The following is a 20,003-nucleotide window of genomic DNA, read 5'->3' as shown; positions in this document are numbered from 1 at the left end:
GCAAGGGACGAAACGACATGGCGGACTACAGCACGCTCGCGCGCCCCTACGCCAAGGCCGTTTTCGAGCTGGCCCGGGATGCGCAAGCGTTCCCGGTCTGGAGCGAGGCGCTCGCGGCGTTGGCGCATCTGGTCAAGGCGCCCGAGGTGGCGCGGCTGATCGGCCATCCGGCGCTGAGCAAGGCGCAGCTCGTCGATGCGCTGACGCAGGCGTTGGCCGGCAAATTGCCGGCCCCGGCGCTGGCACTGGTGCGTCTGCTGGTCGAGAACGGCCGGTTTGCGCTGGCCCCGGCGATCGCTGCGCAATTCGAGCGGCTGCGAGCCGAGGCCGAAGCGCGCGTGGACGTCGAGATCACGTCGGCGGTGCCGGTAGCCCCGGAACAGCAGCGCCAGCTTGCGGCTGCGGTGAAAAAGCGCCTGCAGCGCGAGGTCGTCATCGAGTGGAAGACGGATCCCGAGCTGATCGGCGGTGCGCTGATCCGCGCTGGCGATTTCGTCATCGACGGCTCCATCCGCGGCGAGCTCGACCGGCTGCACACCATTCTTGCGCGCTAAGCGCATCGGCGAAACATCCAGGACACGCTTCGTATGCAACTCAATCCTTCGGAAATCAGCGACCTGATCAAGGCGCGCATCCAGAACTTCGACGCCGTCACTGAGGCGCGGAATACCGGCACGATCGTGTCGTTGCAGGACGGTATCGTGCGTGTGCACGGCCTGTCGGACGCCCTGCAGGGTGAAATGCTCGAATTCCCGGGCAATGTGTACGGCCTGGCGCTGAACCTCGAGCGCGATTCGGTCGGCGCGGTGATTCTGGGCGACTACAAGCATTTGAAGGAAGGCGATACCGTCAAGACGACGGGGCGCATCCTCGAAGTGCCGGTCGGGGAGGCGCTGCTGGGCCGCGTGGTGGACGCGCTCGGCAATCCCATCGACGGCAAGGGGCCGATCAAGGCTGCCGGCTATTCGCCGATCGAGAAGGTCGCGCCGGGTGTAATCACGCGCAAGTCGGTGAGCCAGCCGGTGCAGACCGGCTACAAAGCGATCGACGCAATGGTGCCGATTGGCCGTGGTCAACGCGAGCTGATCATCGGCGACCGCCAGACCGGCAAGACCGCGCTGGCGATCGACACGATCATCAACCAGAAGCATTCGGGCATCAAATGCATTTATGTCGCGATCGGGCAGAAAGCGAGCTCGATTGCCAATGTCGTGCGCAAGCTCGAGGAACACGGCGCGATGGCGCACACCATCGTCGTCGCGGCCTCTGCGTCCGAATCCGCCGCGCTGCAGTTCATTGCGCCCTATTCGGGCTGTTCGATGGGCGAGTATTTCCGCGACAAGGGTGAGGATGCGCTGATTGTTTACGACGACCTGTCCAAGCAGGCCGTGGCCTATCGCCAGGTGTCGCTGCTGCTGCGCCGTCCGCCAGGGCGCGAAGCCTTCCCGGGCGATGTGTTCTATCTGCACTCGCGCCTGCTCGAGCGCGCTGCGCGCATCAACGAGGAATACGTCGAGAAGCTCACCGGCGGCAAGGTCAAGGGCAAGACCGGCTCGCTGACGGCACTGCCGATCATCGAAACCCAGGCCGGCGACGTGTCCGCCTTCGTGCCGACCAACGTGATTTCGATCACCGACGGCCAGATCTTCCTCGAGACCGACCTGTTCAACGCCGGTATCCGCCCGGCGATGAACGCGGGTATCTCGGTGTCGCGCGTCGGTGGTGCGGCACAGACCAAGGTCATCAAGAAGCTCGGCGGTGGTGTGCGCCTCGCGCTGGCGCAGTACCGCGAGCTTGCGGCGTTCGCGCAGTTCGCATCCGATCTCGACGAGGCGACCCGCAAACAGCTCGAACGCGGCCAGCGTGTCACCGAGCTGATGAAGCAGAAGCAGTACCAGCCGTTGTCGGTGGGGCAGATGGCTGCATCGCTGTATGCGGTTGAGAAGGGCTACATCGACAAGGTTCCCGTGGCCAAGGTGCTGCAGTGGGAGGAAGGTCTGCACCAGTTCCTGGCCAGCCAGCACAAGGAACTGCTGTCCAAGCTCGATACCGGCGACTGGAACGATGCGCTCGAAGCCGACCTCAAGGCGGCGATGGATGCATACGTCAAGCAGTCGGCCATCTAACGACCCCGAAGAGGTAGATCCGTGGCCGGCGCCAAGGAAATCCGCAGCAAGATCAAAAGCGTCAAGAATACGCAGAAGATCACGCGGGCGATGGAAAAGGTCGCCATGTCGAAAATGCGCAAAGCGCAGGATCGCATGGCCGCGGCCCGCCCGTATGCCGAGAAGATCCGCCGCACGCTGGGGCACCTGGCGCAGGCGAATCTCGAGTACAAGCATCCGTTCACGGTCGAGCGTGAGGTCAAGCGCGTCGCGTATCTGGTCGTGTCGTCGGACCGCGGCCTGTGTGGCGGTCTGAACATGAACGTGTTCCGCACCGTGTTGCGCGAGGTCCGCGAGTGGCGTGCCAAGAACGTCGATGTCGAATTCGCCCTGATCGGCAACAAGGCGGTGTCGTTCTTCAAGCGTATGGGGGGCAAGGTCAGCGCAATGGCCACGCATCTGGGCGACCGTCCGCATCTGGACCAGCTGCTCGGCGTGATCAAGGTGCTCACCGACGCCTACCGTGACGGCAGTATCGATCGCGTCTTCATCGTTTCGAACCAGTTCATCAACACGATGACCCAAAAGCCGACCGTGCAGCAGCTGCTACCGGTCGAGCCGGTCAAGAGCGAGGGCCTGCTCGAGCACTGGGACTATCTGTACGAACCGGCATCGACGGAGCTGCTCGATGCGGTGCTGATGCGCTACGTCGAGTCGCAGGTGTATCAGGCTGTGATCGAGAACGTCGCCAGCGAACAGTCGGCGCGCATGGTGGCGATGAAGTCGGCTTCCGACAACGCCGGCAAGATCATCAATGGCCTGCAGCTCGCCTATAACAAGGCACGCCAGGCCGGCATTACCAAGGAACTCGCGGAAATCGTCGGCGGCGCAGCCGCAGTCGGTTGAGCAATCAGAATCGAGACCAGAGAGTAAACGATGAGCACGGGTAAGATCGTTCAGGTTATCGGCGCCGTCATCGACGTGGAGTTTCCGCGCGATGCGATTCCGAAGATTTACGACGCGCTGACCGTCGATGGCACCGAGCTGACGCTCGAAGTGCAGCAGCAGCTCGGTGACGGTATCGTGCGCACGATCGCACTCGGCGCCTCCGAAGGCCTCAAGCGCGGGCTGACTGTCCAAAACACCGGCAAGCCGATCTCGGTGCCGGTCGGCAAGGCCACGCTCGGCCGCATCATGGACGTGCTGGGTCGCCCGATCGACGAAGCCGGCGAGGTCAAGGCCGAGGAGTGGTGGCCGATTCACCGCCCGGCGCCGTCTTACGAGGATCAGGCAGGTTCGACCGAGCTGCTCGAGACTGGGATCAAGGTCATCGACCTTCTGATTCCCTTCGCCAAGGGCGGCAAGGTCGGCCTGTTCGGCGGTGCCGGCGTCGGCAAGACCGTCAACATGATGGAGCTGATCAACAACATCGCCAAGGCACACTCGGGTTTGTCGGTGTTCGCCGGCGTTGGCGAGCGTACCCGCGAGGGCAACGACTTCTATCACGAGATGAAGGAGTCGAACGTGCTCGACAAGGTGGCGATGGTGTACGGCCAGATGAACGAGCCGCCCGGTAACCGTCTGCGCGTCGCCCTGACCGGCTTGACCATGGCCGAGTATTTCCGCGACGAGGGTCGCGACGTGCTCTTGTTCATCGACAACATTTACCGCTATACGCTTGCCGGTACCGAAGTGTCGGCCTTGCTCGGCCGTATGCCATCGGCCGTGGGTTACCAGCCGACGCTGGCCGAGGAAATGGGCGTGCTGCAGGAGCGTATCACCTCGACCAAGAAAGGCTCGATCACCTCGATCCAGGCGGTGTACGTGCCGGCCGACGACCTGACCGATCCGTCGCCGGCGACGACCTTCGCCCACCTCGATGCCACCGTCGTGTTGTCACGCGACATTGCGGCGCTTGGCATCTATCCGGCGGTCGATCCGCTGGACTCGACCTCGCGCCAGCTCGATCCGAACGTCATCGGCCAGGAGCACTACCAGACTGCCCGCGACGTGCAGGGTGTGCTGCAGCGCTACAAGGAGCTCAAGGACATCATCGCGATCCTGGGCATGGACGAGCTGTCGGAGGAAGACAAGCTGATCGTCGCCCGCGCGCGCAAGATCCAGCGCTTCCTGTCGCAGCCCTTCCACGTCGCCGAGGTGTTCACCGGCTCGCCCGGCAAGTACGTGCCGCTCAAGGAAACCATCCGCGGGTTCCGCGGCATCGTGGATGGCCAGTACGATCATCTGCCCGAGCAGGCGTTCTACATGGTGGGTACGATCGACGAGGCCGTCGAGAAAGCGAAGAAGCTGTGACGACCGGCGCGCAGCCGGTGGTGAAGCCGGTTGTGCGGATCCGTCACGAATCACGAGAACGCCATGGCAAACATCCACATCGACATCGTTTCCGCGGAAGGTCACATTCATTCGGGTGAGGCCCGGATGGTGTTCGCGCCTGCGGAGATGGGCGAGGTCGGCATCGCGCCGCGGCACGCGCCGTTGCTGACGCGCTTGAAGCCGGGGACCGTGCGCGTGCAGCCGCCGGAGGGCGAGGAACTGCAATTCTTCGTCGGCGGCGGCATCCTCGAGGTCCAGCCGTTTCTGGTCACGGTGCTGGCCGACACCGCGCTGCGCGCCAAAGATGCCGACGAGGCGGCCGCACTCGCGGCCAAGCAGGCAGCCGAGGAAAAGCTCGCAGGGGCCAAGTCCGACATCGACCTGGCCCGTGCCCAGGCGGAGTTGATCGAAGCGGCTGCGCGACTGCAGTTTGTGCAGAAGATCAAGAATTCCAGCCGCGGTACCTGATGCCGCCGGTGTGCGCCGCATGGTGCACGGTATATTCTCCATCCCGCTCGTGTTCAGCCAGCATGAGCGGGATTTTTCATTGGGGGCGATCGATCCATGAAGAACGCGCCAGTGCACTGCATCGTGCTTGCCGCCGGCCAGGGCACGCGCATGAAAAGCGCATTGCCCAAGGTGTTGCATCCGCTGGGCGGGCGGCCGATGCTCGCGCGTGTGCTCGATACCGCCCATGCGCTCGGTGCCGTGGCCATACATGTCGTGCATGGTCACGGCGGCGAGCAGGTGCGGCAGTGGTTTGCGCAGGCGTATCCGCAGGATCGCTCCGTGCGCTGGGTCGTGCAGGCGCAGCAGCGGGGAACCGCGCACGCCGTGCTGCAAGCGATGCCGGATATCCCCGACGATGCCACCGTGGTGGTGCTCTACGGCGACGTGCCGCTGGTGCGGCCGCAAACGCTCCGTCCGCTGCTGGACGCCGGGCGCCGTACGTTGGCGGTGCTCACCGCCGAGCTCGACGATCCCAGCGGTTACGGACGCATCCTGCGCAACAAAGCCGGGGCCGTGATGGGTATCGTCGAGGACAAAGACGCCAACGCACGCCAGAAACGCATCCGTGAAGTGAACACGGGCTTCATCGCCGCACCCGCGCAGCGGTTGCGCGGTTGGCTTGGCCAGGTGCGCAACGACAACGCCAAGGGCGAGTATTACTTGACGGACGTCGTCGCGCTTGCGGTCAAGGATCGGTTACGGGTTGTAACGGTGACCGCCGAGGATGCGGTCGAAGTCGAAGGCGTGAACGATCGTGCGCAACTCGCGCGTCTGGAGCGCATTTTCCAGTTACGCCAGGCCGAGGCCCTGCTGCGCGAGGGCATCGCCCTTGCCGATCCGGCGCGCTTTGATTTGCGCGGGACACTCATCGCCGGACGCGACGTGTTCATCGATGTCGGTTGTGTGTTCGAGGGGCGTGTCGAGCTCGGCGACGGCGTGCACATCGGCCCTTACTGCGTGTTGCGCGACGTCAAGCTCGGGGCGGGTACGCGCGTCGAGGCGCACAGCGTGCTGGATGACGCAACGGCCGGCAACGATTGCCGGATCGGGCCGTTTGCCCGGCTGCGACCACAGACGGTGCTTGCCGATGCGGTGCACATCGGCAACTTCGTCGAAGTCAAGAAGGTGCGCATGGGCCGCGGCAGCAAGGCCAACCACCTCGCATATCTCGGCGATGGCGACGTTGGCGCGGACGTGAACATCGGGGCGGGTACGATCTTCTGCAACTACGACGGCGCCAACAAGCATCTGACCGTGATCGAGGACGAGGTCTTCATCGGCTCGGACACGCAGCTCGTCGCACCGGTGCGCATCGGCAAGGGGGCGACGGTCGGCGCCGGATCGACAATCACCCAAGACGTACCCCCGGGCGGCCTGACCTTGTGCCGGGCGCGCGAGCAGAAGACGTATCCCCACTGGCGGCGGCCGCGCAAGCGCTGACCGCAACGGTCTGCGCAGGTGGCAGGCTGATCGTCGATTAGAATGCGAATTTCACCGCTTTGTGAGTTCTTATGTGCGGAATTGTCGGCGCCATCGCCGCCCATGACGTGACCCCGGTCCTGATCGACGGGCTGCGCCGCCTCGAGTATCGCGGCTATGACTCCACCGGTCTTGCCGTGGTCCAGACAAAGGGTGCGCTCGCGTTGCGCCGTGCCGTCGGCAAGGTCGCGCGTTTGCAGGAAAAGCTACACGCCGAGCCTTGTGCCGGTTTTCTGGGGATCGCCCATTCACGCTGGGCCACACACGGTGGTGTTACCGAGGCCAATGCCCATCCGCATGTCTCGGAGGGACGCATCGCGCTGATTCACAACGGCATCATCGAGAACTACGTCGAGCTCAAGGCCGAGCTGTGCGACAAGGGTTACCGGTTCGCGTCGGAAACGGATACCGAAGTCATCGCCCATCTGATTCACGATTTCGTCAAACAGGGGCTTGATCTCACCGCGGCCGTGCAGACGGCGGTTCGCCGGCTCAGCGGCGCATATGCGATCGTCGTTTTCGATGCACAGATCCCGGATCGCATCGTCGTCGCCCGTATCGCAAGCCCGCTTGTGGTCGGTCTGGGTAGCGACGGCCACTACGTCGCCTCCGATGTCCAGGCGCTGTTGCCGGTGACACGGCGCTTCAAGTTTCTCGAGGAGGGGGATGTCGCCGACATCCGTATCGATCGCGTCACGATTTTCGATGCCGCGGGCCGCATTGTCGATCGGCCCGAGCACGAATCTTCGCTGTCGGCCGATGCCGTCGAGCGCGGCGAGTATGCGCATTACATGCTCAAGGAAATTTATGAGCAGCCACGCGCGATCGCCGACACGTTATCCGAGCGCATCGCCGGCGATCATGTACTCGAGGCCGCGTTCGGGCCTCGCGCCGGCGACATCCTGCCGCAGGTTCAGCAGGTGCATATCGTCGCCTGCGGGACCAGCTACCACGCCGGTCTCGTCGCGCGGTACTACTTGGAACAAGGCGCGCGTATCCCCTGCAGCGTCGAGGTCGCGAGCGAGTACCGCTACCGCAATCCGGTGGTGATGCCAGGCACGCTGTTTCTAGCCATCTCCCAATCCGGGGAGACCGCCGATACGCTCGCCGCGCTGCGCGAGGCCAAGAAGCTGGGTTATGTTGCCACCGCAGCCATTTGCAATGTGCCGGAATCCTCACTGGTGCGCGAGGCGGATCTGGTGCTGATGACGCGGGCCGGACCGGAAATCGGGGTGGCCAGCACCAAGGCATTCACGACGCAGCTCGCGGCGCTGGGCCTGCTGGGGCTGGCGATCGCCCAGCGGCGCGGCATCGACCGCCGGCTCATCGCCCTGTATGTGCGCCAGCTGCGGCGGGTACCGGAGATGGTCGAGCACACGCTCAGGCTCGATGGGCAGATCCGCGCCTGGGCCGAGCATTTCGCATCCAAGCGCCATGCGCTGTTCCTCGGGCGTGGGCCGACGTATCCGATCGCGATGGAGGGTGCGCTCAAGCTCAAGGAGATTTCCTACATCCATGCAGAAGCTTACGCCGCCGGTGAGCTCAAGCACGGACCGCTCGCGCTCGTCGATGACGACATGCCAGTGGTCGCGGTCGCCCCGAACAATCCCCTGCTCGAAAAGCTCAAGTCCAATCTCCAGGAGGTGCGCGCGCGGGGCGGCCGGTTGTTCGTGTTTGCCGATCCCAACACCGGGATCGAGTCGAGCGAGGGTGTCGAGGTCATCGCCATGCCCGACCACATCGAGCCGCTGCAGGCGCCGCTGGTCTATACGCTGCCGCTGCAGTTGCTCGCCTATCACGTCGCCGTGCACCGCGGCACCGATGTCGACCAGCCCCGGAATCTGGCCAAGTCCGTGACGGTCGAGTGACGCTGCCGCCGTGACCGCACTGGCGCTGCTGATCATTTGTCTTGGGCTGGGCGCAGTGGTTGCGCGTTACGCGCGTCCACCGCTGGGGCTCGCCCAGGGGCTGAACTGGTGGGTCATCCACATCGCGCTGCCTGCACTGGTGCTGGAGCTGGTTCCGCGTCTGCGGTTTGAGTGGCAGTTCTGGTTTCTGGTCGTCACCCAGTGGTTGCTGTTGCTGGGGGCGTTCGTGCTGTTCCGCATCGTGGGGGCGCGCTGGAACTGGAGCCGCGGCCGGATCGGTGCGCTGACCCTCGTCTGCGGGCTGGGCAACACCTCGTTCATGGGATACCCGCTGCTGGAGGCCCTGCGTGGCCGGGAAGGTCTGGCGCTGGGGGTGATCGCCGATCAGATGGGTTGCTTCGTCGCATTGGCCATTGGCGGTACCCTCGTCGCCGCCGTGTATGCGGGCGGCCAGGCGCAGCCGCGCCAGATCCTGCGCCGCGTCCTGCTGTTCCCGGCCTTCGTCGCGCTCGGCGTGGGCTTGATCGCCGGCGCCCTCGGGGGCTGGCCGGCGCCGGTCGACGACATCCTCGCGCGTCTCGGTGGCACGCTGACGCCGCTTGCTCTGTTCTCGGTCGGCTTGCGTTTGCGCCTGCATCCTGGGGCAGGGCAGACGCGGGCGCTGGTGACGGGGCTGGCCTGGAAACTCGCCGTCGCGCCGGCATTCATGCTGCTGCTGGGCGTCATGGCCGGCGTGCAGGCCCCGATACTGTCGATCGGCGTGCTGCAGACAGCGATGGCGCCGATGGTTTCCGCGGCGATTCTGGCCGACCAGCACAACCTCGAGCCGCCGCTCGCCAACACCGTGCTCGGAGCCGGGATTTTGCTGTCGCTGGTCACCGTGCCGCTGTGGCACCTTGCGCTGCCGTGACGGTCGGCGATACTGGCGCGTCTGCCGACATTGTCCACCCCGCACGAGGACTCGCCGTGATGCGCGCAACCGAAACGACCCACCAGGATGCGCCGAGCGTTGCTTTGGCATCGTCGCTGATCCCCGGCAGCGCAGCGGCTGCGCTACGCGAAAAAATCGAGCGGCGGGAGGCCTGTGTCGCCGTCATCGGCCTGGGTTACGTCGGTCTGCCGTTATGCGCGACCTTGCACGCGGCGGGATACCGGATGCTTGGGATCGATATCGATCCCGTCAAGATCGAAATGCTCGCTGCCGGACGGCCGTATCTCGAACACGTCGGCGCCGACGTGTTCACGACATTGCGGGACAGCGAGCGCTTCGAGGCGACCACTGACGAGGCCGCGCTGGAGCGTGCCGATGTCGTCATCCTGTGTGTGCCGACACCGCTCGGCCGCCACCGTGAGCCGGACATGACGTTTGTTCGCGGTTCGACCGAGATGACGGCCCGGCATCTGCATGCCGGACAGCTCGTGATCCTCGAGTCGACAACCTATCCTGGTACGACTCGCGAGCTGTGCTTGCCGCTGCTCGAGGCCAGCGGTCTTCGTTGCGGGCGTGATTTCTTTCTTGCGTTCAGCCCCGAGCGGGAAGACCCAGGGCGCAAGGATTACACCACGCGAACGACTCCGAAGTTGGTTGGAGGTGTGGACGACACCAGCGCCGATCTCGCCGTACAGTTGTTCTCCAGCGCGATCGACCAAGTCGTGCGCGTGGACAGTGCCGAGATCGCCGAGGCCGCCAAGCTGCTGGAGAACATTTATCGCGCCGTCAACATCGCGCTGGTCAACGAACTCAAGCCGGTGTTGTACGACATGGGCATCGACATCTGGAAAGTGATCGAGGCGGCGGCGACCAAACCGTTTGGCTTCCAGCCGTTCTACCCGGGGCCGGGGCTCGGCGGGCACTGTATCCCGATCGATCCGTTTTATCTGACCTGGCGTGCCAAGGAATTCGGCCACAACACGCGGTTCATCGAGCTTGCCGGCGAAATCAACCGGGCCATGCCGTACTACGTCATCCGCCGGCTGGGTGAGGGGCTCAATCAGTGCGGCAAGGCGATCAAGGGCGCGCGCGTGCTGATCTGCGGCGTTGCCTACAAGGCAAACATCGACGATACGCGTGAAACTCCGGCGGCAGAAATCATCGCGCGCCTGCAGGAGGCGGGCGCCGTGATCGCCTACCACGACCCGCATGTGCCGACGTTTCCGCGCAAGCGGGATTACGACATCCGCATGGACAGCACGCCGCTGACGGCGCAAACCCTGCAAGCCCAGGATGCCGTCGTCATCCTCGTACGCCACCGTCGGGTCGATTACGGCTTGATCGCGCGCGAGGCAGCGCTCGTCGTCGATGCCTGCAACGCGATGGCACCGTTTGTGCCGATCAAGGGAGTACGCATCGAAGCTTAGGCTGTGCCAGGTTCTCAGCCGTCCAGCACCTGCGCGTGCAGGTCATGCGCGCTGGCCTCGAGCACCTCGGCCTTGACGATCTGCCCGGCACGCAGCGGCCGTTCGCTGGACAGATAGACTTTGCCGTCGATCTCCGGGGCATCGGCCCAGGAACGGCCGACGACGACGCCTTCCTCGCCGGGGCCATCGACGAGCACTTCGATCGTCCGGCCGATCTTCTCGCGCAGCTTGTCTTGGCTGATGCGGGCCTGCACGGCCATGAGGCGCGCGTAGCGTTCCTGTTTCACCTCATCCGGCACTGCGCCGGGCAATGCATTCGCCGCCGCGCCTGCAACCGGGGAATACTGGAAACAGCCCACGCGGTCGAGGCGTGCGGCCTTGAGCCAATCGAGCAGAAACGCAAAATCCGCCTCGGTTTCGCCGGGGAAACCGACGATGAAACTCGAGCGCACGGTCAGCTCTGGACAGATCCGGCGCCAGGTCTCCAGACGCTTGAGCGTGTCTTCGGCAGCAGCCGGACGGCGCATGGCCTTGAGTACCGACGGTGCAGCGTGCTGGAAAGGCACGTCCAGATACGGTAGCACCTTGCCTGCGGCCATCAGCGGCAGGATGTGATCGACGTGCGGGTAGGGATAGACGTAATGCAGCCGCACCCAGACGCCGAGCTCGCCGAGGCCTTCGCACAGATCGAGCAGGCGTGTCGCATACGCGCGGTTACGCCAATGCCTCGGGGCGTATTTGAGATCCGCGCCGTAGGCCGAGGTGTCCTGCGCAATCACCAGCAGTTCCTTGACGCCAGCCTTGGCCAGTTTTTCCGCCTCGGTGAGCACCTCGTCGATGGGACGCGAGCGCAGCCGGCCACGCATCGACGGGATGATGCAGAAGCTGCAGCGGTGATTGCAGCCCTCGGCGATCTTGATATAGGCGTAGTGCCGAGGCGTCAGCTTGATACCCTGCGGTGGCAAAAGATCGAAGAAGGGGTCGTGCGCCGGCGGCACGGCCGCATGCACCGCCTGCATCACGCTGGCGAAGTCCTGCGGTCCGCTGATCGACAGCAGGTTGGGGAATTTCTCGCGCACGAGCTGGCTTTTGGGGCCTGTGCCCATGCAGCCGGTGACGATGACCTTGCCGTTCTCGGCCATGGCCTCGCCGATCGCATCCAGCGATTCCTCGACCGCCGAGTCGATGAAGCCGCAGGTGTTTACGATCACGACATCGGCGGCTTCGTAGCTTGACACCGTCTCGTAGCCCTCGGCGCGTAGCTGGGTCAGGATGCGCTCAGAATCCACCAGCGCTTTCGGGCAGCCGAGCGAGACGAACCCCACTTTGGGTGCGGTGCTTCTTGAGGATCGGGTGCGGGAGCGTGGGGCGGACATGGCGAGGCAACCAGAAACGGGCGCGCATTCTAGCGGCTTGTGGCAGTCATCTTGACATTGGCGCGACGGACGGTCGGATCTGTCCACGCGCACAAGGCCAAGGCGGTGCATCCGGCTGGCGCGTATCTGCGTATTGGGCTAGCGTGAGCGGACCGAGGAGCCACGGTGGGATGGGGAGTGCCCATGAGCAGCTATTACGAATCGGATGACCTCAAGAAATTTGCGGAAATCGGCCGCCATGCCAAACCGCTCGCCGACGAGTTCTTCAAGTATTACGGCATGGTCACCGGCCAGGACGGCGCCTTGAGCAAACGCGAGAAGGCCTTGATTGCGCTGGCAATCGCCCATGCCGAGAAATGCCCGTACTGCATCGACGCCTACACCACCGCTTGCCTGGAGGCCGGCGCCAGTTCCGAGCAGATGATGGAAGCCGTGCACGTTGCCGCCGCGATGAAGGCAGGAATCACCCTGGCGCACGCGATCCAGATGAACAACCACCTCGACAAGCTGATCCTCTGATCCCATGAGCGCGCGCAATGGCTAGCCGTCCTGAATCGCCATATGACTTCGAGCGCGTGCTCCGGCGGCACGCGCTCGAGCTGCCTCCCCTGGACATCGGTACGCTGCAACTCAACATCACCAAGCGCTGCAACCAGGCCTGCCGCCATTGCCATGTCGATGCCTCGCCGGCGCGCACGGAGATGCTGTCCGACCGGGCCATCGAAGCCTGTCTTGAGGTGCTCGCGCGCCATGCGCACATCCATACGGTGGACATCACCGGCGGCGCGCCGGAACTGCACCCGCAATTCCGTATGCTGGTCGAGCGTGCGACCGCGCTGGGCAAGCATGTGATCGTGCGCCACAACCTGACCGTGCAAATCGACGGCGATCCGGCCACGCATACGGCGATGGACGATTTCCCCGCCTTCTTTGCCGCGCAGCGCGTGGAAGTCGTGTCGTCCCTGCCGTATTACCAGGCGTTTTTTACCGACACCCAGCGGGGGTCCGGGGTTTTTGCGAAGAGCATCGAAGCCCTGCGCCGACTCAATGCCGTGGGATATGGTCAGGACGGCAGCGGGCTCATCCTCAATCTCGTCTATAACCCGGTCGGTCCCTATTTGCCGGCCGCGCAGGCGAGCCTGGAAGCCGATTACAAGCGATCATTGTTCGAAAACTTCGGCATCCGCTTCAATCGCCTCTATACCATCACCAACATGCCGATCAACCGCTTCCGGTTGCATCTGGAGAAAAGCGGCCAGTACGCCACGTACATGGACAAGCTGCTGGCCGCCTTCAACCCGGCCGCTGCTGCGGCCGTGATGTGCCGCAACCTCATCAGCGTCGATCACGATGGCCATCTCTACGACTGCGACTTCAACCAGCAGCTCGGCATGAAAATCCTCACTCCTTCCGGACAGGCAGCATCGATTTTCGATTTCGACTACCCGCAGCTTCTGGCGCGCCGGATCCGCTTTGCCGAGCACTGCCTGGGTTGCACCGCCGGCGCCGGATCCTCCTGTGGAGGTGCAACGGTGTAAATCGACCCGGTTTGCGCGGACATTGGTATGCGCGGCAGCGCCCGCAGACCCGCAAGACAGGTTGTGGTTGCACCCGCGCAGCCGGGGATTTCCCGGAAAAATTCCTTGACTTGCCCATAAGGCGCCGGTTTAATACCGCGCCTTTCGTCCGCGCCTCCCGGCGCGGGCTACTCACGCCCCAAGGCCAGGTAGCTCAGTTGGTAGAGCAGGGGACTGAAAATCCCCGTGTCGGCGGTTCGATTCCGTCCCTGGCCACCACCATTCAACGCCCAACCGGCTCCGGTTGGGCGTTTTCGTTTGCGAGCCCCCGCCGCGGCGCGGGGTTCAGGCCGGTTCTGCGTGTGCTGCGTCCCATTGCCGCGGGCGCCTGAATGGGGCAGGTTCGACTCTGATCCGCCCTCTCTTCTCTCAAAACCTGCGCCAACTTCCTCGCCGGAGCGCACGCAGAAGGCCTTGCGCGTCAATGACCTGTGTATGCGTCGTTGCGGGAGGTTGCCCGGCACGCTTGGTGATGCAAAGCCTCATGTGAACCGAGAGTCGCCAGAGTCGCACTAACGCCGCCGTCCCGCCTTGGCAGGGGCAACGAAGAGGTTGAAGCAGAAAACGTGGACTGTGATCTCCCGTCCGGCATCTTCGCGGGATCGAAACACGAAGCGCCACTCGCCGGCAGGCTGTCGCTGTGGAAGGTAGCTCCCTGGGCAAGTGCAATCGAGGGGGGGACGCTGCGTAGGGCCGCGTGCCCCCCCATCCTGCAGCGTGACCTGATTGGGTCAAGGCCGGGTTGTCATGCAGGCAGTTTGGCTGCAAGCAGTTCGACCTTCTCGATATTGGGCGGAGAACTGAGCAAGGTCGCTGCGTTGGCCATCAAGGCCGCGGCGATCTGGCCGTTCAGATGTGCTTGGCGACCTGCCTCATCGGCAAAGGCATCGAACACACCGAACGTCGAAGGGCCAAACTTCAATGCGAACCAGGCAGTGGTGCCGGACTCGGCGTTGGCGAGCGGCAGTGCGCTGGCCAGGAAGTCGGCAAGCGCAGCCTCCTGGCCGGGTTTGGCTTCGAGGCGAACAAACAGGGCGAGCTTGGTCATGCTGTATTCCTTTGGGTAACTGGGTTAGATGAATGGATCGACGAGCCTGCAGTCTAAGTCTTCATGACAGACATCTCTATAGGCAAGAATGACAACATTGATATCATTGTTGCCATGAAACTCCACATCCTTGTTTGTGATGGCGTGTTTGATCTCGGGCTTGCGGCGCTCACCGACACAGTGGGCTTGGCCAATGCGATGTCGGGCTCGCTGCCGCAGGCTCCCGCGCACATAGAGCTCACGCTGGTGGGCGTGCGGCGTCGCATCCGAACTGCGCAAGGCTTGACGGTCCCCGTGGTCACTGCGCGTGGTGTGCCGGAACCAGACGTCGTGCTCGTGCCCGCGTTTGGTGAGAAGATGCCTGATACGCTCTCGGCTCGGCTCACACGCCCCGACGTGCCCGATGCGGTCGCCGTGCTGCAGCAGTGGTCCGCCGCTGGCGCGCACCTTGGTGCCGCCTGCTCCGGTAGTTTCTTGCTTGCAGAGAGCGGCCTGCTTGATGGGCATCGTGCGACGACGTCATGGTGGCTGGGGCCGATGTTTCGGCAGCGCTATCCGAACGTCACGCTGGACGAGTCACGCATGATCGTGAACTCGACACGCTTCACCACCGCGGGTGCCGCTTTGGCCCACGTCGACTTGGCCTTGCGCATCATCCGCGGGCGCAGTCCGGCGCTGGCGGCCCTGGTGGCACGCTATCTGCTGGTCGAGGCACGCAGTTCGCAAGCCGAGTTCGTGATTCCCGACCACCTTGCGCATGCCGACCCGATAGTGGAGCGCTTCGAGTGCTGGGCCAGAAGTCGGCTCGCGAAGGGGTTCTCGCTGGCCGAGGCGGCGAGCGCCGCGGGCACAAGCGAGCGCACCTTGGCGCGGCGGCTGCAAAGCGTTTTGGGTAAGACACCGCTGTCGTATTTCCAGGACCTGCGCGTGGAGCATGCCGTCCATCTCTTGCGCACCGGGAACGCCAGCGTCGACCAAGTCGCCGCACAGGTCGGGTACTCGGATGGGGTGACCCTGCGGGCCCTGTTGCGCCGCAAGCTGGGCCGGGGTGTCAGGGAGTTGCGACGCGGTGGATGACCAGAGGCGTTTGGTGTATGTACAGCTGGAGACCGCCGGGAAACTGACGCAGGCCAAACGGCGCATTTGGACCTGACAAAACTACTGCCCGCAACGGCACGCAAGCTCCAGTTTGACCCCGGACACCGTTTTGCTGGCAACGCCGTGGTTGAGCAAGGCATCAAGCCTGCACGGGGCCCAATGCTGCAGCACAGGGCATCGAGTACAGCCCCTGGCGTCCCTGCACCACCACGAGCGCACGATAGGCGAAGAGCGGCCCTTCGGCCTCGGGCTTGCCCTTGTCGCGCGCCTTGACCTTGAACACGTCGATGGGCTTGTCACTGTCCAGCCCGGCGCGCCGCATGATCTGTTCGGCGGTGCGGGGCTCCCCCTTGAACGACCACAGTGCGTCGAAGACTGCGGCCTGAGCCTCGGTCAGCCGGATCGGGCCGTGCGGCCAGTCGGGCAGCGTGACCCAGCGGAAATCCGCCGAGAAAGGCCCCTTCACCGGCGTCGTTGGATCGCTGGCCTGCGGTGCTGGCGGCTCTCCCGTCGGGGCGATGAACGAGATGCCGCCTCCGTAGAAGGCGAAGCGATCCTCCAGAGCCAACCACTCCACGGCCGGGCCGAAGGGCGCCCCGCGCGTCTCGCGCGGCTTCGGCGTGATGACGCGGATCGGCCCGCCTGCGACCCGCACCCGCTCCAGCAGGGCCGGCTCGCGCCATAGCCGGATCAGATCGCGCGCCAACAGGACTGGCAAGCACCGGGAATCGCCAAGGCGCCACACGCCATCGCCGAGGGCGTCGATGCCGTCGCGGCTCTCGATCGAAAGCGCCAGCCGCAGCTTTCGGCGCAGCCAGTCCTCGTCCAGCGCCAACGCGGCCATGTCGTCGGCCGCGACGTCCACCGGCCCGCACTCGGGGCAATGGCAGGTACGCCCCTGGTGCCCGTTGCCCCAGACCTGCGCCCGGTGCTGGTGGCAGTAGGGGCACAGCACGAATCGCTGATCCAGGGCCGCAGGCTTCACCGCCCGCCCGAGGGCAGACAAGGCATCGATCTCGCGCGGTGACAGCGCGGTGCGCAGGACCGGCGTGCCGCCCGCGAACAGCCGGCATACCAGTGCCCAGGCGTCGTGCGCCGCCATCGATCAGTTCTCGTAGACCGGTTGCGGATTGACCATGTCCGGCTCCGGGGACGCCTCCTGCGCGTTCAGCGTCTGGCCGGGCTGCAAGATGCCCAGCGAGACCAGGTAGCCCTCCAACTGCGCCTGCAACGCGGCATCGAACTTGTGCAGGTTCAGCCGTCCGCGACGCGTCACCTCGACCGTGATGACCTTGGAACGAGCCTTTCCGGGTTCGGGCGGGTAGTACAGGTTGATGCGTGCCGCCGTGATCAACCAGCCGCGGGCCAGCGGGTCCTCACCAGGGAACTCCTCGCGCAGCAGTTCGGTGACGCAGCGCTGCTCGCTCGACGCCATCGCCGTGCAATCGAGCTTCAGTGCCGTGCTCGGGCTCAACACCGTGAGGGACTTGACCTGCAGCGCCACGAAACCGTCCGCCACGGCCTGCGGCACGTCGAAGCCCAGGCGCAAGACCGACAGGTCCAGCGTCGGCGGCTTGATGCGGTGCGCGTCCACCTTGACGCCCAGCAGGTGCTCGGCGAAGGCGTCCACGAGCATCTGGTGGTACTTGGCGCCACCGCGCACGAGGGTGCGAACGACCCCAGTGGCCACGGCGTACTCCAGCACCATGTGGATGTTCGGGTTGCCGACGCGACGGGTGAGATGGGCGCCCTCGAACTCCAGGCGCAGCATGGCCAGGTCCTTGACGTGGACCGTCAGCAGGAACATGCCGGGGCGGCGTTCCACCAAGTAAGCCACGCTGCCGTCGCCGCACTGCAGTTCGCGCTGATAGAAGGCCGAGATGGCCTGGCGCAGCGCGGCCAGCGCGGCATCCGAGGTGTTCGGCCGACGCTTCACGCCGAGGTCGTGCTGCTGGGCCTGCGATCCGTGGCGCTCCAGGTAGTCGAACTCACAGGCCCGCTCGAACAGCGCCGGGTGGCTGGCATACAGCCAGAAGGAGCGGTGGGTGTCGCTCCGGCAGGCCACGAGACCCACCAACGCGGTGCCGTCACCGGCGGCGGCCTGGAACATCGCCTGCTTGCCGGCCGGGTCGGCCAGCTGGACGCTGGCCATGAGATTGCCGATCAGACGGTCGCGGGCGGCGACGTCGGGCCAGGCGCGAACGGCCTCCACCAGCGCCTGTGAGGTGCGCGGCGTGTCCTCCCAGTCGAAATCGGCGGCCACGGGCAGGCCGTGCGAGGCCAGGAAAGTGCTGAGGGTCGCGTCCACCGGCAGTTCGAGCAGCACGTCGACGAAGGTCTTCTTCATCTTCTCGGTCCTTTCCGCAAGAGGTGTCGAGGGCTGCGGACCGAGGGGGCTGGTTCGCGGGCCGGCGACCGGGTTACCGAACGGCGATCTCGCCAGAGTAAAGCAGCGAGATACAGCGCGATTGTGTCCCGCCCCATTCCGCCTGTCAATCATCGCGGCACGTCTGGCGCTTTTTGGTATCTCGTGGCTATACTTGCGGTCTGGTTTTCTACACTGACAGTCGATTCGAGACGGGGCATCGCCATGGCTTCCGCGTTTGGATCTCGCCTGCGGCGATTCCGCGAGGCGAAGAAATTGACCTTGCAGCAAGTCGCCGACGCGGTCGGCTGCACCAAGGCCTACATCTGGGAACTGGAGATGAAGGAGGGTCAACGCCCCTCGGCTGAGCGCGTGCAGGCGCTGGCCAAGGTGCTGGGCGTCACGATGGAAGACATCATGGGCGAGCCCATGCCCCAGGTCCCCGAGGCCAGCCCCGAGGATGTGGCCTTCTTCCGTGCCTATGCCGGCATGACCGAAGCTGAGAAGGACCGGGTGCGCCAAGCGCTGAAGATCATCTTCCCGGACAAGGATCTGCCGGAAAGCAAAAGGTGAACACGCCCCCGGCCCTCAACGGCGCGATCGCCGCCAACAAAGTCCACCACTGGTTGCGGGCTTGGTATGGCGCGGACGTGCCCGAGGCCATCGATCTCGATGTCGTGCGGCAGATGCTGCCGACCACGCCCTACGGCAAAGGGGTTCGGGAGATTCGTCCGCCGGTGCAGTTCAACGACGATGCCTTCGAGGGCCTGCTGGCGCGGGACCCCGGTGACCCTCAGGTCTGGGGCATCGCCTACAACGGCAGCGTCAGCCCCGAGCGCCAGCGCTTCACCATCGCGCACGAGCTCGGGCATTTCGTGCTGCACCGCGACCGGCAGCCGCGCTTCCACTGCGACAAGGAAAGCGTCCACTCCGGCCACGAGACCATGCGCCTGATCGAGCGCGAGGCCGACGACTTCGCCAGCAATTTGCTGATGCCCGGCGATCGGCTGCGCGAGTGGATCTCGAACCGACGCATCGATCTGCACGTCCTCAGCGCCATTGCCAAGCGCTTCCAGGTCTCGTTCGAGGCGCTGTGCATCCGCTTCATCAAGTTCACCCCGCAGCGCGCCATCTTGGTCTACTGGGACAACGGCTACGCGAAGTACGAATGGCGCAGCAGCAGCGCCGTGAGAACCCGGGCACGCATCCGGCGCAGCGGCGATCCGCAAGAGCCGTTGCCCGGCACGCTCGCCGCCGACGCGAGCGTCGAGCAGGCATGGGATGGCGTCGAGATGTCCGCCGCGATCTGGTGCCCGGAGGAAGCCCCCCACATGAAGCTGCGCGAGTTCAAGCACAGCTACACCTCGAGAGATCGCGTCCTGACCCTGCTGCTGTTGGAAAGTGCCGAGCCGCGCGCTTGGGATCGATCCTGGCAGGATGGCGAAACTCTCGATGCCGTAAATTGGCGACAGTAGGCTGTGTAGAGATCGTTCTGGAGGCATCCATGCTTTCGTTTGCCACCGAGTTTCCAGTTGAAGCGGATCGAACCACCGACGTCCCCCCGCTTTCAGTAGCGGTTCGATCTAGAGTCCGGGTTGGATGGTAGCCGATGCCAGTTGCCTGGCGTAGGCGCTCGGTGTCAGTCCGCCCAATGCCTTCTTTGGTCGCTCCTCGTTGTACTCCCGGCGCCAGGTCTCGATGACGGTCCGGGCGTGCAGCAGGTGGGTGAACCAGTGTTCGTTGAGGCACTCGTCGCGCAGGCGGCCGTTGAAGGATTCGACGTAGGCGTTCTGGTTCGGCTTGCCGGGTTGGATCAGGCGCAGTTGCACGCTGCGCTCGTATGCCCAGGTGGCCATGGCCTTGCCGCAGAACTCCTTGCCGTTAT

General features: G+C 64.7%; 19 protein-coding genes and 1 tRNA gene. 15 read left to right on the top strand and 5 right to left on the bottom strand.

The window, feature by feature from the left end:
* Positions 1 to 17 precede the first annotated feature (17 nt).
* The 9 genes from BMZ48_RS09360 (at position 18) to BMZ48_RS09320 (ending at position 10,654) form a co-directional block, all read left to right on the top strand.
* On the top strand, positions 18 to 554 hold the full coding sequence (locus BMZ48_RS09360; RefSeq protein ID WP_091534278.1) for a F0F1 ATP synthase subunit delta: 537 nt from the start codon (positions 18 to 20) through the stop codon (positions 552 to 554).
* Positions 555 to 587: 33 nt separating this feature from the next.
* Positions 588 to 2,126 (top strand): F0F1 ATP synthase subunit alpha, encoded by a 1,539-nt coding sequence (gene atpA, locus BMZ48_RS09355; RefSeq protein WP_091534275.1) that lies wholly within the window; start codon positions 588 to 590, stop codon positions 2,124 to 2,126.
* A gap of 21 nt (positions 2,127 to 2,147) precedes the next feature.
* Positions 2,148 to 3,011: a F0F1 ATP synthase subunit gamma gene (gene atpG / locus BMZ48_RS09350; protein ID WP_091534271.1), complete on the top strand. Its 864-nt coding sequence runs from the start codon at positions 2,148 to 2,150 to the stop codon at positions 3,009 to 3,011.
* Positions 3,012 to 3,041: 30 nt separating this feature from the next.
* Positions 3,042 to 4,418 carry a F0F1 ATP synthase subunit beta gene (gene atpD / locus BMZ48_RS09345; protein WP_091534268.1) on the top strand — a complete coding sequence of 459 codons (1,377 nt, stop codon included), beginning with the start codon at positions 3,042 to 3,044 and terminating at the stop codon, positions 4,416 to 4,418.
* A 63-nt stretch (positions 4,419 to 4,481) separates the two neighbouring features.
* Positions 4,482 to 4,907: a F0F1 ATP synthase subunit epsilon gene (locus tag BMZ48_RS09340; protein ID WP_091534265.1), complete on the top strand. Its 426-nt coding sequence runs from the start codon at positions 4,482 to 4,484 to the stop codon at positions 4,905 to 4,907.
* A 96-nt stretch (positions 4,908 to 5,003) separates the two neighbouring features.
* A complete protein-coding gene (glmU, locus tag BMZ48_RS09335; protein WP_200769583.1) occupies positions 5,004 to 6,389 on the top strand; it encodes a bifunctional UDP-N-acetylglucosamine diphosphorylase/glucosamine-1-phosphate N-acetyltransferase GlmU in 1,386 nt (461 codons plus the stop codon).
* A 71-nt stretch (positions 6,390 to 6,460) separates the two neighbouring features.
* Positions 6,461 to 8,296 (top strand): glutamine--fructose-6-phosphate transaminase (isomerizing), encoded by a 1,836-nt coding sequence (gene glmS / locus BMZ48_RS09330; RefSeq protein WP_091534263.1) that lies wholly within the window; start codon positions 6,461 to 6,463, stop codon positions 8,294 to 8,296.
* A gap of 10 nt (positions 8,297 to 8,306) precedes the next feature.
* Entirely contained in the window at positions 8,307 to 9,206 is a 900-nt protein-coding gene (locus BMZ48_RS09325; protein WP_200769582.1) for an AEC family transporter, read from the top strand.
* Positions 9,207 to 9,265: 59 nt separating this feature from the next.
* The gene (locus BMZ48_RS09320; RefSeq protein ID WP_091534260.1) at positions 9,266 to 10,654 is read left to right on the top strand and encodes a nucleotide sugar dehydrogenase; all 1,389 of its coding nucleotides are present in this window, start codon (positions 9,266 to 9,268) and stop codon (positions 10,652 to 10,654) included.
* Positions 10,655 to 10,668: 14 nt separating this feature from the next.
* On the opposite strand, the gene rimO is transcribed toward BMZ48_RS09320, so the two are convergent.
* The gene (rimO, locus tag BMZ48_RS09315; RefSeq protein ID WP_091534258.1) at positions 10,669 to 12,030 is read right to left on the bottom strand and encodes a 30S ribosomal protein S12 methylthiotransferase RimO; all 1,362 of its coding nucleotides are present in this window, start codon (positions 12,028 to 12,030) and stop codon (positions 10,669 to 10,671) included.
* 183 nt (positions 12,031 to 12,213) lie between these two features.
* On the opposite strand from rimO, the gene BMZ48_RS09310 reads away from it, so the two are divergent.
* From BMZ48_RS09310 to BMZ48_RS09300, 3 genes are all read left to right on the top strand, one after another.
* Positions 12,214 to 12,549 carry an arsenosugar biosynthesis-associated peroxidase-like protein gene (locus BMZ48_RS09310; RefSeq protein ID WP_091534256.1) on the top strand — a complete coding sequence of 112 codons (336 nt, stop codon included), beginning with the start codon at positions 12,214 to 12,216 and terminating at the stop codon, positions 12,547 to 12,549.
* 17 nt (positions 12,550 to 12,566) lie between these two features.
* Positions 12,567 to 13,568, top strand: a complete 1,002-nt coding sequence (gene arsS / locus BMZ48_RS09305) for an arsenosugar biosynthesis radical SAM (seleno)protein ArsS (RefSeq protein ID WP_091534252.1) — start codon at positions 12,567 to 12,569, stop codon at positions 13,566 to 13,568.
* Positions 13,569 to 13,750: 182 nt separating this feature from the next.
* A tRNA-Phe gene (locus BMZ48_RS09300) sits at positions 13,751 to 13,826 on the top strand.
* A 526-nt stretch (positions 13,827 to 14,352) separates the two neighbouring features.
* Here the strand turns inward: BMZ48_RS09300 and BMZ48_RS09295 are convergent.
* Positions 14,353 to 14,655, bottom strand: coding sequence for a putative quinol monooxygenase (locus BMZ48_RS09295; protein WP_007182542.1), 303 nt, complete (start codon positions 14,653 to 14,655; stop codon positions 14,353 to 14,355).
* A 63-nt stretch (positions 14,656 to 14,718) separates the two neighbouring features.
* Here BMZ48_RS09295 and BMZ48_RS09290 point away from each other — a divergent pair, with 63 nt between their 5' ends.
* A complete protein-coding gene (locus tag BMZ48_RS09290; protein WP_091534250.1) occupies positions 14,719 to 15,732 on the top strand; it encodes a GlxA family transcriptional regulator in 1,014 nt (337 codons plus the stop codon).
* A 160-nt stretch (positions 15,733 to 15,892) separates the two neighbouring features.
* On the opposite strand, the gene BMZ48_RS09285 is transcribed toward BMZ48_RS09290, so the two are convergent.
* On the bottom strand, positions 15,893 to 16,855 hold the full coding sequence (locus BMZ48_RS09285) for a hypothetical protein (protein WP_091534247.1): 963 nt from the start codon (positions 16,853 to 16,855) through the stop codon (positions 15,893 to 15,895).
* Between the two features lie 3 nt (positions 16,856 to 16,858).
* Positions 16,859 to 18,100 carry a hypothetical protein gene (locus BMZ48_RS09280; RefSeq protein ID WP_091534245.1) on the bottom strand — a complete coding sequence of 414 codons (1,242 nt, stop codon included), beginning with the start codon at positions 18,098 to 18,100 and terminating at the stop codon, positions 16,859 to 16,861.
* Positions 18,101 to 18,343: 243 nt separating this feature from the next.
* Between BMZ48_RS09280 and BMZ48_RS09275 the strand changes: the two genes are divergently transcribed.
* Together BMZ48_RS09275 and BMZ48_RS09270 are read left to right on the top strand one after the other, a co-directional pair.
* Positions 18,344 to 18,691, top strand: coding sequence for a helix-turn-helix domain-containing protein (locus tag BMZ48_RS09275; protein WP_091534243.1), 348 nt, complete (start codon positions 18,344 to 18,346; stop codon positions 18,689 to 18,691).
* A complete protein-coding gene (locus BMZ48_RS09270) occupies positions 18,688 to 19,593 on the top strand; it encodes an ImmA/IrrE family metallo-endopeptidase (protein ID WP_200769581.1) in 906 nt (301 codons plus the stop codon). The genes BMZ48_RS09275 and BMZ48_RS09270 overlap by 4 nt, the downstream gene beginning before the upstream one ends.
* 108 nt (positions 19,594 to 19,701) lie before the next feature.
* Here BMZ48_RS09270 and BMZ48_RS09265 read toward each other — a convergent pair.
* On the bottom strand, positions 19,702 to 20,003 hold a 302-nt coding region (locus tag BMZ48_RS09265), incomplete at its 5' end, for an integrase core domain-containing protein (protein ID WP_143383670.1).

Origin of the sequence: Fontimonas thermophila (assembly GCF_900113085.1) — a bacterium.
In the GTDB taxonomy this organism is placed as follows: Bacteria; Pseudomonadota; Gammaproteobacteria; order Nevskiales; family Nevskiaceae; genus Solimonas; species Solimonas thermophila.
The sequence above is the reverse complement of the archived record's forward strand: the minus strand, read 5'-3'. Positions and strand labels throughout refer to the sequence as shown.